This is a genomic window from Pelatocladus sp., from assembly GCF_059505505.1.
In genome coordinates, this window is sequence record NZ_JCACKS010000205.1 from 1 (window position 1) to 14,787 (window position 14,787).

The following is a 14,787-nucleotide window of genomic DNA, read 5'->3' on the forward strand; positions in this document are numbered from 1 at the left end:
AGGCTGGTCGTGGCAGCTTGAATCACTGCCTACCCCGAATTATTGAGCCGATACATCCTGATGACGATATGGTGATTGAATGTGCAGTTGTGGGAAAAGCAACACATATTATCACAGGTGATAAGCACCTACTGACATTCAACAAGTATCAGGATATTCATATTCTCAAAGCTGCGGCTTTCCTGGAATTGCTTGCTTGATATAACTATCCATTAAACAGTGGACATCAGTCAACTATTGATACCTACTGTAGAGATAGCCAGTCTCAAAACCCAGCAGGTATGGATGCAGATCGCAATTTTACCAACTTATTACCCACAGACGCAGATGGGATTCTAGTGGCAGAACTTTATCAAGGGCGTTGGAGCGTGGAAACTTTATTCCAAACTGTGACCCAAAACTTTCATAGGTAGATTTTTGGTTTCACAATATCTCCAAAAGACAGAGCATTACTGCCGTTACGTGTGTTGTAAGCCCTGATCATAGCAGCTTTCAGTATATTCGTATCAAGATCACCATCGGGCGAATCGGAGGTTACTTTACCTCCTAGCTCTTGTGTATAGTTCCAAAAAATCACGTCAAAATACACTTTTTTCTTTAGGCGTTGATTATTAAGAAGCTTGAGGCAGCCTTCAGCAAACTGCGGATAATTAGAGAAGGAGTTACCTAAGAAGTCACGTAATTTAGGCTCACTAAAATCTATGTTGACAGTATCTAAAGCCTCTGACAACTTTTGAGCGGACGGAGAAGGAGATGGAGGAACGGTTGGGACAGGAGTAGTTTCAGAAGGTGAACTTGATATTGTAGAAGATTGTGAAGGAGAAGTAGAAGATGAACTTGATGTTGTAGGAGATTGTGAAGGAGAAGTAGAAGGTGATGGACTAGACGAAGTTTTACTATATATTGCAGTGAATATAGCAACAATACCGCCAATTAACGCCACTGCGATCGCACTAATTGCAGCCCACGCTTCTTTGCTAATACCTTGCTGTTTCTCAGATTCTTTTTCTGGTTCGGTCATATAGCACTTCTTCCTTTTGGAAAAATTACCAGAACTTACCTGCCAATCAGTAAATGTCTTGAACTTTGGGTAGGTTGAGTTAGACACACAAGAAATTTTTTGATACTAAATGGAAAATTTTATTTTGCGTCGTAACCCAACAGTTGATACGGCTTGATATGGCTATAATCTGCTCTCTTCACGGGTAGTGTGGGAGGACGAAGTTATATCCTGCTCCTTCATGGCTACCACCCGCAGCACAAGCCCCTGTATTGTCATAACCGTTGTAAAACATTACTTGACACTTACCACAGAAGCGCCATTCTTCCTGTGTTATTGATGTTGGCGAGACATCGTGTGGGAGAACAAAATTATATCCGGCTGCTTTATGAGTACCACCCGCAGGGCAAGCTCCCTTATTGGGATATCCATTGAAAAACATTGCTTGACACTTACGACAAAAGCGCCAATTGTCCTGTGCATTTTGTGTTGGCGAACCACCGTAGGGAAGAGCAAACTCAAACCCTGCTGGTTCAGGGCGATCGCTGTAATGGTTAGTTGCGATCGCTTGAGCAAATACTTTGCCCGTTCTACTCATTGTTGAATTAAGTATTGATGGGATGACATTTCTGTCGCTCGCTTGAATAAGTGGCAGAAGTAGTACTGGCTCATTCCAATTTCATTGGCGATCGCAGGAATTTTTACCACCAAAACAACGATTAAGTGAATTGATTGATGATGTATTATTAACAGAGTTATCTGGGAAAATTATTATTTTTGTTGATGAAATTGATAGTATTTTAAGAATAAAATTTAAAGATGATTTTTTCGCTTTTATTCGTGCTTGTTATAATCAACGGGCAGATAATCCCGAATATCAACGGCTCACTTTTTGCTTATTAGGGGTAGCGACTCCTTCTAATTTAATTGCTGATACAAATCGCACACCTTTTAATATAGGAAAAGCTGTCGAATTAACTGGATTTCAATTAAATGAAATAGACGCTTTAATTCGAGGTTTTGAGGGAAGAGTTGCTAGACCGAAAGCGATAATGGAAGAGTTATTAAAGTGGACTGGTGGGCAGCCATTTTTAACTCAGAAACTGTGTCAACTAATTTGTAGTTCTAATTATTCATTCCTAGAACATCAGGAAAAACAATGTATAGAGGAATTGGTACAAAACCAAATCATTGAAAATTGGAAAGCACAGGACGAACCAGAACATTTACGAACAATCCGCGATCGCCTGACGCAAAATGCAGAAAATCAAACTGGGCGATTATTAGGCTTATATCAGCAAATTTTACACCAGGGAGAAATCCCCGCAGATGATAGCCCCGAACAAATGCAACTACGCCTGACGGGGTTAATTGTCAAGCAACAGGGAAAACTGCAAATTTATAATCGCATCTATGCAGAGATATTTAATCAAGCATGGCTTGACAAAGTATTGACAAATATTCGACCCTATGCACAAATGTTAAATGCTTGGGTAAATTCCAACTTTCAGGATGAGTCGCGTTTGTTGCGCGGACAAACTTTGCAGGATGCGCGCAATTGGGCAGCAGATAAAGGTTTAAGCGATTTGGATCGGAGATTTTTAGATGCTAGTCAGGAATTAGAAAAGCGGGATGTTCAGAAAAGATTACAAGCAGAAGCAGAAGCGTCAAAGATTTTAGCAGAAGCAAATGAGGTTTTATTTCTAGCCAATCAAAAAGCCAAACGACGGATTCAGATTGGCGGGGGAGCATTAGCGATCGCCCTAATTACAGCAATAGTTGCGGCAATTTGGGCAAATATGATGATCCAAGATACACAACGGGAAAGAATCAAATCCTTGAGTATCTCTTCCACTGCTTTATTAAACTCCAATCAAGAACTTGATGCTTTAGTCGCAGCCCTCAAAGCAGCTATTCAGTTGACATCAGCAACTTCGGTAGATGCTAACACTAAAGAATCGGTAAGATTAGCAATCGAAAAGATAAAATAGTAAGTGAATAGACTGATAGAACAGTGTTAAGCCGTTTACCCTGCTTATCACCCAAAAGCAATGGATCAACTGGTTAATCGAGTTTTGCGCGATCGCTATCGCATTCAATCTCTGCTTGGTCGCCAGACTGGTCGGAGAACTTTTCTAGCAAACGATTTACAAACAGGATCGTCTGTTGTAATCAAGTTGCTGTTGTTTAGTCCTGACTTTAACTGGGATGATTTGAAGCTTTTTGAACGTGAGGTAGAAGTCCTACAATCTTTAGATCATCCGGCGATTCCTAAATATATTGATCGCTTCGATGTTGAAACTGAATTAGGCAAAGGCTTTGCTTTAGTTCAAACTTATATTGAAGCCAGATCATTACAAAATTGGATAGAGTCTGGTCGTACTTTTAGCGAAGAAGAAATAAAAGCGATCGCCAAGCAATTACTAGGAATTTTAGATTACCTCCATAGTCGCCAACCTCCTGTCGTGCATCGAGATATTAAACCAAGTAACATTTTGTTGGGCGATCGCACTGGTAATAATCCTGGACAAATTTACCTGATTGATTTTGGTTGTGTGCAAACTGTGGTAAATAGTGGTACTAGGACGGTTGTTGGTACTTATGGCTACATGCCTCCCGAACAATTCGGTGGGCGAACAGTACCCACTTCAGACCTTTATGCTTTAGGGACAACGCTTATTTACTTAGTGACAGGACAGCACCCCGATGAATTCCCACAACGAGAGATGCGAATACTTTTTGAAGATAGAGTTAATCTCAGCCCAAATCTCGTTGATTGGCTCAAATGGCTCACAGAACCTAGTTTAGATTTACGGTTAAAATCAGCAAAACAGGCGTTAGAAGCTTTAGAAACATCAAATTTACGAAAAAGTTCCTTAGCAATTACTAAAAAGCCTTTTGGTAGCAAAGTAAAACTTACCAACACCAAACAAAAGTTAGAGATTCTGATTCCCCCACGGGGGTTCCACCTGGGATTAATTCCAATCATTGGATTTGCGATCGCATGGAACTCTTTTCTTGTGATGTGGTATGGTGCTGCTTTTAGTATGTGGAGTACTGGCGGATGGTTTGCAGCTCTATTTGCAATCTGTCACTTGGGTGTTGGCTTTTACTTGCTTTGGAATATTCTCTTTACTTTATTTGGACAAGTCAGACTTTCCATTACTCAACAGGAAATCTCTCTGACTCGTGAACTCCTGGGAGTAAAATGTCCACCAGTTCTTACCGCACCTCGACAAAATATTGTAAAAATTGAACTCACTCATCTTTCGTACAAGAGAGATTCTGAAGGAGGTAGTATTGCAGTTCACCCTCAAATTAATATTTGGGTAGGAATCAAGAAATTTGAACTTGGTGCTAAAGGTTATCTGACTAATCCAGAACTTGACTGGTTAGCTGAGAATTTGAGCAGTTGGCTAAATTTGCCAATCACTAGGGATTAAGTAATTCGGTACAAATAAAGCTAATTAGTTAGGGTCGTTATTTGTCCTTTGTCATTCGTCATTAGTAATCTCTCACTCCCAAGTCGAAACATCTCGCAGCACTTCTGGAATTTCCTCACCTGCGGGAAACTCCAAGACAGTTTCTCGAACACCCAAATAACCAGACTCAGTAAAAGACAACAGCATTCGTGTAAGTGCGAACCAAACCTCTGGCTCATATTCCCAGTCACTGTATCTCGAAGCTCTACCCGCAATTGAACGCAGCGCCCAAAAATAGCTATTCCTTACCACAGAACCACCTTTTTTATACTCTGGTACATCTTCGTGATGAAGGAAAAGTACATCATTTTCAATTTTGGCTCTCATGAGGTTGGGAGTGTAGGGAGATTTCGGGTTTCAAATTAGAATTTTCGAGTTCAAAACGAGAATTTTCCTGTTTGAAGTGAGAAGTTTTAGGTTTCAAACGAGAATTTTCCTGTTTGAAGTGAGAAGTTTTAGGTTTCAAACGAGAATTTTCCTGTTTGAAGTGAGAAGTTTTAGGTTTCAAACGAGAATTTTCCTGTTTGAAGTGAGAAGTTTTAGGTTTCAAACGAGAATTTTCCTGTTTGAAGTGAGAAGTTTTAGGTTTCAAACGAGAATTTTCCTGTTTGAAGTGAGAAGTTTCAGGTTTCAAACGAGAATTTTCCTGTTTGAAGTGAGAAGTTTTAGGTTTCAAACGAGAATTTTCCTGTTTGAAGTGAGAAGTTTCAGGTTTCAAACGAGAATTTTCCTGTTTGAAGTGAGAAGTTTTAGGTTTCAAACGAGAATTTTCCTGTTTGAAGTGAGAAGTTTCAGGTTTCAAACGAGAATTTTCGAGTTCAAAACTGGAATTTCCGAGATTGTGAATTGGTTAACCACTAACTACTAACCCCTAATACCATTTCTTTATGAAGACGCATATAGAGTTCTCGGTTGTGTCCAATACGTACCCCACCCCTTAATCCCCTAAGCGCAAGCGGGGAGGGGAGGTTTTGCGTCAGCAAAGCCGGGGTGGGGTTCCGACTGTATTGCAATCGAGTGAGAAGTGCTATATGAAGAACCCCACCGCCTGCGGTAAAACCCCCCTCTGAGGGGGGTCGGAGGTTGGGAGGGGTCAAAATAATGTGCAGCTTCACAGAAAATTGGTATAAGTATGAACTAATTCGATGTTAAACCAATCCGAAAAGTAAAACCAGATGAACCATACAGAGTGGTGACAGCACCACTTGATAATTCAATTCTGTCAATTGATTCTACAGGAATGCTATTTAAATCAGTGGCTCCATGATAGGTGTTGACATTAGTATTAATTGGTCTACCATTAATCAGGAATACCGACTAAGGGTTTAGAAACTAATCCTTTGTAGAGACGCGAAATTTCGCGTTTCTACTACAATAGTTTTTCTGGAACTGTATTTTTTTTATCTATAGCGATAATATGCAAATCAGTATTTTTCAGCGATCGCAGTAGTTTATGGGCCAGAGAACCTTTGAGGAGAATTTGCCAACGCGATCGCTGACTAGCACCAATAACTATTTGAGTAATATGGTATTTCTCAGCTACTTGTGCGATCGCTTCAGCAATATCATTACTAGGAACACGTATAAAATTACCTTCAAATTCCTTACACAGCTTTTCACAAATATCTATATGCAAGCTTTCTTCTTTCGTGAGGAAGCGGTCAGAATCAGCAACAAATAAAGCAAACAGAGGAGCATTCATATAATTAGCTATCCTCGCACCCCGACGTAATAGTTGCAACGAATTAGGATATGTGGAAATACATACTAATACCCGTTCTCGAATATTACAGAATTGACCTTGCGGATTCACACCACTCGTCAATCCTGCACTCATTTCTCTGGCTTCTTCTTCAACGTTGTCTGCAATCTCTCGCAATGCTAATTCCCGTAAAGCTACTAGGTTGCGACGTTGGAAAAAGTTATCAAGTGCTTGTTGGATTTTTTGTGATGCGTAGATTTTGCCTTCTAGCAACCGCTCCTGCAATGTTTCTGGCGTAACATCTATTACCACAACTTCATTAGCGTCATCTAAAACTTTGTCAGGAACTCGTTCCCGGACTACGACGCCAGTAATTCTTGCTACTAAATCATTGAGGCTCTCCAGATGTTGAATATTCATTGTCGAGTAAACATCAATACCATTTTGCAAAACAATTTCTACATCTTGGTAACGTTTTTCGTGGGGTGAACCGGGGACATTGGTATGAGCGAGTTCATCGATTAATACTAATTGAGGCGATCGCACCAAAATTGCGTCGGTGTCCATCTCTGTCAACATCAAATTACCCCGTGGAATTTGTTTACGGGGTAATATTTCCAATCCCTCAGCCATCTGTGCTGTTTCTTTACGTTCGTGGGTTTCCAACAACCCAACCACAACATCAATCCCTTCTTCTTTAAGCGCATGACCTTCTTCTAGCATCCGGTAAGTTTTACCTACACCAGGAGCCATACCAATAAAAATTTTATGTTTACCACGACGCGCTGGATACATGGGGAAGGGGATCGGGGAAGGTGAGGCCCCTGGAGGGGATAAGGGGTAATGGCAATACTGCTCGGATAAGACAAATCGATTGACATTTAAAACCTGTAGAGACGTTGCAGTGCAACGTCTCTACATGCCCAAAATTACGACGACAAATCCTTAACCGAGCAGTATTGGGGGTAATGGGGATCGGGGATCGGGGAAAGGGGGAGAATAAACATAATTGACTCTTGAGCATTGACAATTGACCAATGATCAACAATATTATTGGTTTTGCCTACGGTTAATTTCTTGGAGGTCGAGGGCGTAATTTAATTTCAAGATATTCACTCCAGGTTCGCCGAAAATACCTAAAAATCTCCCTTCTGTATATTGTTTGATAAATGGCACTATTTCTTCTCTGGTAAGATTACGCGCACGAGCTACTCTTTCTAGCTGTTCTTGTGCTGTTCTGACAGAAATATGTGGATCTAAACCAGAACCAGAAGTATAAATAATGTCAGCGAAAGGTTGAATATTCTCATCGTTAAGTTCATTAGACTTCTCAACCACACGCTGAAGTAAGTCTGGATTGCTGGGAGCAAAGTTGCTTGCACCTGATACACCAGTCGATCTACCTAATTTTCCTTGACTATATCTGACAGCACTGGGACGACCTTGAAAATAGCGTTCTGATCGGAACTGTTGACCAATCAAAGCTGATCCAATAGCTTCTCCTTGGATATTTTGCATAATAGTACCGTCTGCTTTCTCTTTAAAAAAAGCTTGACCAACTCCTAAAACTGCAACAGGATAAATAACGGCTGTCACCAACCACAATAATATAGTGATCCGAATTGCTCTGATAATTTCTCGAATAATAAACATAACAAGTAAGTCAATTGGTAATTGGTAATTGGTGATTACTTTCTTAATTAATTAGTCTGATAACTGTTAACTGATAACTGATAACTGTTAAAGGGAGCATCCCAAATGTTCAAAAAACCCGCCTGCGATTGAAATCGCAGTCTCATAGCTTGATTTATTTGAGTCGTCTTCAGACGACTTGTGCTATTAGCTAACGGTTTAAACCGTTAGCGGTATATTGAAAAAATTGGGATGCTCCCCTGTTAAAAGCGTTCTGGTTGAAAAACAACAAAAAATAAATAAACTATCAGTGCCAATGTTATAAAACCTAAAATCCCAATTGCCCAAGCTGAACGACGTTCTAAAACACCATCAGCAGCCGCATAAACAACTGGAGCAATTACCATATTGAGACACAAAGCAATCAAAATTATTAGTGGTAATTTTTGTTGGTACCATTGTGACCAAATAAAAGAAATGGACTCTACTATATCTGTCGATAAAAACTTATTAAATAAATTAATTTTTCTATTTATCTTCATTTATTTTTTCACCTCTAAATATATAAATCAAAAATAAAATATATAATCTATTCCCAATCCCGTTTCCCCAATCTCTTCCTACGCCAACCCTATAGCCGTAATGATTAAATCAATTAATTTAATCGCAATAAAAGGTGCAATTACACCACCCAAGCCATAAATAAATATATTGCGTTGTAATAATTTATTAGAAGTTAAAGGTCGAAACTTTACACCCTTGAGTGCTAAAGGAATTAAAACAGGAATAATTAATGCATTGTAAATGAGCGCTGACAGCACAGCAGAATTTGTGCTGGTTAGCTTCATGATATTTAAACTTTGTAGGTTGGCAGAAGCAAATAATACTGGAATAATTGCAAAATACTTAGCGATATCATTGGCGATCGAAAATGTTGTTAATGCTCCTCTAGTAATTAACAATTGTTTCCCAATGCCAACTATATCGATGAGCTTTGTCGGATCAGAATCTAAATCCACCATGTTTGCTGCTTCTTTAGCAGCTTGAGTACCTGTATTCATTGCTACTCCGACGTTAGCTTGAGCTAGGGCTGGTGCATCGTTTGTACCGTCTCCGGTCATTGCTACTATTTTGCCTTTTTCCTGTTCTCTTTGAATTACAGAGATTTTATCTTCTGGGGTTGCTTCGGCAATAAAGTCATCGACTCCCGCTTCTTTGGCAATGACAGAAGCAGTAATGTGATTGTCGCCCGTTAACATAACGGTACGTACTCCCATGCGTCGCAATTGATCAAAGCGATCGCGTATCCCTGGCTTAACTATATCTTTGAGATAAATCACGCCATAGATATCCCCATCCAAGCACACTGCTAGTGGTGTCCCGCCTTGCTGGGAAACCATTTCGTAGGCAGCATCTAGATCTGGTATATCTTGTTGACTGTTGTGTGTACGCACAAATCCTTTAATTGCATTTACCGCACCTTTACGCGCCTCTTTGCCATTGGGTAAATTTGTGCCACTCATGCGAGTTCTAGCGGAAAATTCTACTGCTTCGGCTTTTTCCGGGTTGAAATCAATTTTTGCTCCTAATTTTTCCGCCAGTCTAAATATAGATTTCCCCTCTGGAGTTTCATCAAATATACTCGCTGCCAAAGCCACATAAGCAATTTGTTCCATTGAGTGACCATTGACAGGAATTAACCCTTCTGCTAAACGATTGCCTAAAGTAATTGTGCCTGTTTTATCGAGAAGTAGTGTATTAACATCACCACATGCTTCCACAGCTCGTCCAGAGGTAGCAATCACGTTAAACTGAGCAACCCTATCCATCCCAGCAATCCCGATCGCACTGAGTAACCCACCGATAGTCGTGGGGATCAATGCTACCAACAGCGCGACTAAAATTGCCACACTGACTTGAATTTGCACATAGTGAGCAATGAACGGCACAGTTGCTACTACAAACAGAAATACTAAACTGAGAACAGCAAGTAATACCGTCAGGGCAATTTCATTGGGTGTTTTCCTCCGTTCTGCTCCTTCTACTAAAGCAATCATCCGGTCAATAAAACCTTTGCCTGGTTCAGCAGTTATGCGGATAATTAGTTCATCAGAGATAATCCGCGTCCCACCAGTGACAGAACTAGCAATATCAGAACCAGGTTCTTTTAATACCGGAGCAGATTCGCCAGTAATTGCTGATTCATCGACACTCGCAGTACCCATAACAACTTCACCGTCTGCGGGAATTGTGTCACCAGCAACAACGTAGACAGTATCACCTTTTTGCAAGCTAGTGGAAGAAACCTCCGTAATTGCGCCATCGGCAAAAAGTTTTTTGGCGATCGTTTCTGACTTAGTTGAACGCAGGGCGTCAGCTTGGGCTTTACCTCTACCTTCAGCAATTGCTTCGGCAAAATTAGCAAACCAAACGGTGAAGAATAAAATCGCCGTGATGATCCCGTTGAATAATCGGGGATTTTTCTCGGTAACTGGGCCAAACAAATCAGGCTCAATTGTCACCGCAAGAGTGATCAGTGTCCCAACCCAGACTAAAAACATCACTGGGTTTTTCACTGCTTGTTGAGGATTGAGCTTCACAAAAGCATCTTTTATCGCCCTCAAATAAATACCTTTGGTATTTATCCGTGACTGTTTGCGTTTATGACGGCGATCGCTCGCACGATAACGTCCAGGTTTGGGAGGTTTAGGGGTAGTTGCAGCTGGATTCATATATATTGGGGAGCGGGGATGGGTATAAATCAGTTAACAGTTAACACAGTTATCAAATTAAACTGGTTACTGTTAACTGATAACTGATAACTGATTCTATTTACCAGAGGCGATTTTAAATCCTTCGGCGATGGGACCCAAGGCTAAAACTGGGAAAAAAGTCAGTACTCCTAAAATTAAAATTACTCCGGCGGTGACACTGGTAAATAGCAGAGTGTCGGTTCTTAAAGTACCTGGTGTTGTTGGTACTGGTTGTTTGCGAGTCATACTATCGGCTAACAGCAGAATGGCAATAATCGGAACATAGCGCCCCAATACTAAGCTGAAAATGGTACTCAGATTCCACCACAAGCTATTATCTGCTAAACCTTCAAAGCCAGATCCATTATTGGCGCTGGCTGAGGTGTACTCATAAACAACTTGGGAGACACCATGAAAACTAGGATTGCTAATCCCAGCTAATGTTTCTGGAAAGTATAAGGTAATTGCACTTGGAATTAAAACCGCGATTGGGTGAATTAATAAAACTACGCTGGCGAGGACAATTTCTCGCTTCTCAATTTTTCGCCCCAAAAACTCTGGTGTACGTCCCACCATCAACCCTGTTAAGAAGACAGTCAAAATTAAATAGATAAATAGATAAGCGGTTCCTGTTCCCTGACCACCCCAAATAATTTGTAAGAACATATTTAATAGAGTGGCAAAACTTCCTGTGGGCATGAGAGAATCATGCATTCCATTAACAGCACCAGTCATTGTACTTGTGGTCGCGATCGCCCAAAATGCAGTCAGGATTGAACCAAAGCGGACTTCTTTTCCTTCGAGATTTGGTATTTCATATCCCAAAGTGCCGTTGATCAAAGTATTACCCTGATATTCGCTAGTTGCTGTGACAGCTACCAAAACTACAAAAATTGCAAACATCATCCAAAACAGCAACCAAGCCTGTTTGATGTTGTTAGCAAATAATCCATAGGTGTAAATCAAAGCCATTGGGATACATAGCATGGCGATCATCTCTATTAAATTAGAAGCACCATTAGGATTTTCAAATGGATGAGCAGAGTTAGCAGCAAAAAAACCACCGCCGTTTTCACCCAACAGTTTAATCATTTCAAAAGAAGCTACTGGGCCTCTAGCTATATACTGACTAAAGCCGTCGAGGGTGGTGACAGCTTGAGCTGGAAGTAATGTTTGTGGTGTCCCTGAGATAATTAAAGCGATCGCACCAATCAAAGATATTGGTAACAATATCCGTGTAATAGCACGAACTAAATCTACGTAAAAGTTCCCCAGTGGTCTACCTGTTAATCCACGAATAAAGGTAATACCTACAGCTAATCCAGTTGCAGCCGAAGTAAACATCAAAAAACCTAAAGCTGCTGTTTGACTAAAGTAACTTAAAGTTGTCTCAGGAATGTAGTGTTGCTGGTCAGTATTTGTCAGAAATGAAATTGTTGTGTGTAGTGCTAGATCCCAGCGCAGTGATTTCAAGTTCATGGGATTCAACGGCAAAATTCCCTGAAAATTTAAAATCAAGTAGACAGCAACACCCATGAGCAAATTGCTGAATAACACCGCGCGGATGTACTGTCCACCTGTCATGTCTTGTTTGCTACGTACACCTCCCAGTATATAAATAATTCGCTCAACCGGGTTGAATACGGAGTCAAACATAGTGCTTTCACCCAAGAAGACACGAGCTATGTATCTTCCAAAAAATGGAGTGATTACTATTAAAATACAGAGCGTTAACCCTATTTGCAAAAAACCCTGTGTCATGTATTTAATGCTGAATTATAGTTGGTCTGGCTTTACTAATAGAAAGCTAATTACTAATAATGCTTGATCGTTTATAAGTCTTGAAGACTTACATTTTACAATCCACACACCTTTTTAGGGCAGCGTTGTTGAAGTTGGGTGATTTTTTATCACTGTTAGTATGTTCGGTGCTTTTTTCTTAAATGATTGATTTAAGAAAAATTAATTTTTTACATATCTTATCGTTTTAAATTTATAATGTTTAATTTATGTATTAAAATTCTTTTTAAGTAAAATTGATTACTGCAAAATAAATTAATTTATTCTAAGGCATTATACCTGATTATTTATAAATTAAGTATAAAATAGTACGATAAGAGTAGTATATTTAGATTTTTCACGTAATTTTGTGAAAATCGAAAGATACAGATCCCCACAAGCGATCGCCACAACAAGGGGATAAAAAATTGAACTAACACAGATGGATCATGGGTTTGCTGCGAAGTTAATCGCCTCTCCTTTAGAAGAATCCCTAATTTTCAAGCACATAGGCACAAAAATAGTGATCGCCACCTATGTGACAATATTTAGAGAGTATTTATTCACAAAATCTTAACTTTGTAGCGATTGTCTTAAAAGTCAAGCGATCGCACCATCCGGCAGGCGAAAGTGGACAGATAAATTAGTGAAACTTCCATACAAGTGTCTTAGCTTAATCTACCAACCACAAAATATTTTCCTTCTGTTGAGTGGTTTAGCAGGAGGAGTTCTATTATCAATTTTGGGCGGTTGTAATCAAAAGCCAAATAGCGTGACTCTCTCCACAGGTACTGTCGGTAGTTACTACCATCGCTTAGGTGAACAAATTAACTACTCTACCAACACAACAGTTGGAGTCAGTGTTCGGAATTTCGATTCTCAAGGTTCCCAGGAAAACATCCAGCGATTGCTAAATCATCAAGTCGATTTTGCGATCGCGCAGTTGGATGTCGCCAACGAAGCTATGCGATCAGGAAAAGTCAAAGCAGTGGCAATTTTGGCAAAAGAATATGTTCACATTATTGTTCGGAAAAACTCTGGGATTAAAACATTCGACGATCTTCAAGGAAAGCGAGTTGCTGTTGGTAATCCTGGGAGTGGAATTCTGTTTACAACTAAACAATTAATCCAAGCAGACAAGCTGAATATTCAAAAAGATAATTCTAGTTTTGACGAAGCATTTAAGAAATTAAAATCTCGACAATTAGATGCAGTTATTTATGTAGGAAGTTTGGGTGCAAATGAAAAGCTGAGGCAAATATTTGTGAAAAACTCCGATATGAATTTACTTCCTATACGAACTGCATTAATAAACAACTTAACAGTATTAGATCCCAGTTCCTACGAAAGTGCAACTCTACCTGTTGGTACTTATGTGTCGCGTCCACCAATTCCAAATCGAAAATTACCAACTCTCTCAACTGCAACCGTTTTAATCACTCGCCCTAACATGAATCGGCAAATAGTAGGTCTAGTTACTTGGTCGATTCTTTCCACCGCTCGTACTTATTCCCAATTCTATCCAGAACTACAAAGCTCAAAAGCAGAAGAATTAATGCGAAAAGAGCTTTTTTATATTCATCCAGCAGCAGAAGCGGTGTTTAATCAGGGTGATCCTCGGATGGTGATCATTCGTTACTGGGAAAACAACAACGACTTACAGGCTGGAGTTTTCATTTTGGGAACAACCAGTGTGCTAGGGTTAATGTTACGACAGTGGCACAGACAAAAGTCCAAGAAGATTATGACGACGACCAATAACCGAATTATTGAACTTAAGTCACTGTTACCAGATCATCCACAGCAAGCATTGGAAAGTCTTGAAAACTTAAGCCAGGAGAATCGGCTCACATTTATTGAGGGTGTAGTGTCAACAGAAGTCTACGAACAACTGCGTCACAAAACCCAAACTTTTGCCGACCAGTGTCGTACTCTGATAGAACATCAGCGCAAAAAGTTTGTCATGGATACGCTTTTATTATTAGATGAATGGCAGGCAAGCTTACAGACTGATCCAGAAGCAGCATTACAAAAGCTGAAGCAACTTAAGCAACAATATCGAGATATGTTGTTGTCAGATCAAGTTGATATTGAAGCTTATATAGAACTGATGAATTTAACCTTAATTTCGCTGATGACTTTAGCACCAAAGTCTTCTCCAGCTCATTCTAATCCTGAAAGTAAAAAGCAAAATATTTCAAATTAAGCGAAAATTCGGAGTTGATATAAGTAAGTGGGCTATAAAAATTCAATTTATTAACTAACTTTTGTGATTCGTAAACTAACTTTTGCGAGTCGCAAATTAACTTTTGTGATTCGTGAACTAGCTTTTGTGACTCGTGAACTAGCTTTTGTGACTCGTGAACTAGCTTTTGCGACTTGTAAACTAGCTTTTGTGACTCGTGAACTAGCTTTTGCGACTTGTAAACTAGCTTTTGT

General features: G+C 39.8%; 15 protein-coding genes and 1 pseudogene. 5 read left to right on the forward strand and 11 right to left on the reverse strand.

Annotated features, from left to right (window positions below; all coding sequences use genetic code 11):
• Window positions 1-200, forward strand: a 200-nt coding sequence (locus tag AC5JMK_RS16495) for a PIN domain-containing protein (protein ID WP_495910588.1), incomplete at its 5' end; no start/stop codon positions are given.
• A gap of 203 nt (window positions 201-403) precedes the next feature.
• Here AC5JMK_RS16495 and AC5JMK_RS16500 read toward each other — a convergent pair.
• The 3 genes from AC5JMK_RS16500 to AC5JMK_RS16510 form a co-directional block, all read right to left on the reverse strand.
• A complete protein-coding gene (locus AC5JMK_RS16500) occupies window positions 404-1,021 on the reverse strand; it encodes a hypothetical protein (protein WP_495910589.1) in 618 nt (205 codons plus the stop codon).
• A gap of 178 nt (window positions 1,022-1,199) precedes the next feature.
• Window positions 1,200-1,598 carry a hypothetical protein gene (locus AC5JMK_RS16505; protein ID WP_495910590.1) on the reverse strand — a complete coding sequence of 133 codons (399 nt, stop codon included), beginning with the start codon at window positions 1,596-1,598 and terminating at the stop codon, window positions 1,200-1,202.
• Entirely contained in the window at window positions 1,595-1,672 is a 78-nt protein-coding gene (locus AC5JMK_RS16510; RefSeq protein ID WP_495910612.1) for a hypothetical protein, read from the reverse strand. The genes AC5JMK_RS16505 and AC5JMK_RS16510 overlap by 4 nt, the downstream gene beginning before the upstream one ends.
• Here AC5JMK_RS16510 and AC5JMK_RS16515 point away from each other — a divergent pair.
• Together AC5JMK_RS16515 and AC5JMK_RS16520 are read left to right on the forward strand one after the other, a co-directional pair.
• Window positions 1,645-2,991 (forward strand): AAA-like domain-containing protein, encoded by a 1,347-nt coding sequence (locus AC5JMK_RS16515; protein WP_495910613.1) that lies wholly within the window; start codon window positions 1,645-1,647, stop codon window positions 2,989-2,991. The genes AC5JMK_RS16510 and AC5JMK_RS16515 overlap by 28 nt on opposite strands.
• A 60-nt stretch (window positions 2,992-3,051) precedes the next feature.
• A complete protein-coding gene (locus AC5JMK_RS16520) occupies window positions 3,052-4,443 on the forward strand; it encodes a serine/threonine protein kinase (RefSeq protein WP_096677260.1) in 1,392 nt (463 codons plus the stop codon).
• 72 nt (window positions 4,444-4,515) lie between these two features.
• On the opposite strand, the gene AC5JMK_RS16525 is transcribed toward AC5JMK_RS16520, so the two are convergent.
• From AC5JMK_RS16525 to kdpA, 8 genes and pseudogenes are all read right to left on the reverse strand, one after another.
• The gene (locus AC5JMK_RS16525; RefSeq protein ID WP_096677255.1) at window positions 4,516-4,809 is read right to left on the reverse strand and encodes a hypothetical protein; all 294 of its coding nucleotides are present in this window, start codon (window positions 4,807-4,809) and stop codon (window positions 4,516-4,518) included.
• Window positions 4,793-5,284: a hypothetical protein gene (locus tag AC5JMK_RS16530; protein ID WP_495910591.1), complete on the reverse strand. Its 492-nt coding sequence runs from the start codon at window positions 5,282-5,284 to the stop codon at window positions 4,793-4,795. Before AC5JMK_RS16530 ends, AC5JMK_RS16525 begins: the two co-directional genes overlap by 17 nt.
• Before the next feature lie 365 nt (window positions 5,285-5,649).
• Window positions 5,650-5,799: pseudogene (locus AC5JMK_RS16535) on the reverse strand (TonB-dependent receptor plug domain-containing protein); the annotation flags it as partial.
• A 52-nt stretch (window positions 5,800-5,851) separates the two neighbouring features.
• Entirely contained in the window at window positions 5,852-6,979 is a 1,128-nt protein-coding gene (locus tag AC5JMK_RS16540) for a universal stress protein (protein WP_096677254.1), read from the reverse strand.
• 255 nt (window positions 6,980-7,234) lie between these two features.
• Window positions 7,235-7,837 carry a K(+)-transporting ATPase subunit C gene (gene kdpC, locus AC5JMK_RS16545; protein WP_096677253.1) on the reverse strand — a complete coding sequence of 201 codons (603 nt, stop codon included), beginning with the start codon at window positions 7,835-7,837 and terminating at the stop codon, window positions 7,235-7,237.
• A gap of 242 nt (window positions 7,838-8,079) precedes the next feature.
• Entirely contained in the window at window positions 8,080-8,358 is a 279-nt protein-coding gene (locus AC5JMK_RS16550; RefSeq protein WP_096677252.1) for a potassium-transporting ATPase subunit F, read from the reverse strand.
• Window positions 8,359-8,436: 78 nt separating this feature from the next.
• Window positions 8,437-10,548, reverse strand: a complete 2,112-nt coding sequence (gene kdpB / locus AC5JMK_RS16555) for a potassium-transporting ATPase subunit KdpB (RefSeq protein WP_495910592.1) — start codon at window positions 10,546-10,548, stop codon at window positions 8,437-8,439.
• A gap of 96 nt (window positions 10,549-10,644) precedes the next feature.
• Window positions 10,645-12,330 (reverse strand): potassium-transporting ATPase subunit KdpA, encoded by a 1,686-nt coding sequence (gene kdpA, locus AC5JMK_RS16560; RefSeq protein ID WP_495910593.1) that lies wholly within the window; start codon window positions 12,328-12,330, stop codon window positions 10,645-10,647.
• 460 nt (window positions 12,331-12,790) lie between these two features.
• Here kdpA and AC5JMK_RS16565 point away from each other — a divergent pair, with 460 nt between their 5' ends.
• Window positions 12,791-12,925 (forward strand): hypothetical protein, encoded by a 135-nt coding sequence (locus tag AC5JMK_RS16565; RefSeq protein WP_495910594.1) that lies wholly within the window; start codon window positions 12,791-12,793, stop codon window positions 12,923-12,925.
• 69 nt (window positions 12,926-12,994) lie between these two features.
• Window positions 12,995-14,554, forward strand: a complete 1,560-nt coding sequence (locus AC5JMK_RS16570; RefSeq protein ID WP_096677249.1) for a TAXI family TRAP transporter solute-binding subunit — start codon at window positions 12,995-12,997, stop codon at window positions 14,552-14,554.
• Window positions 14,555-14,787: the final 233 nt, after the last annotated feature.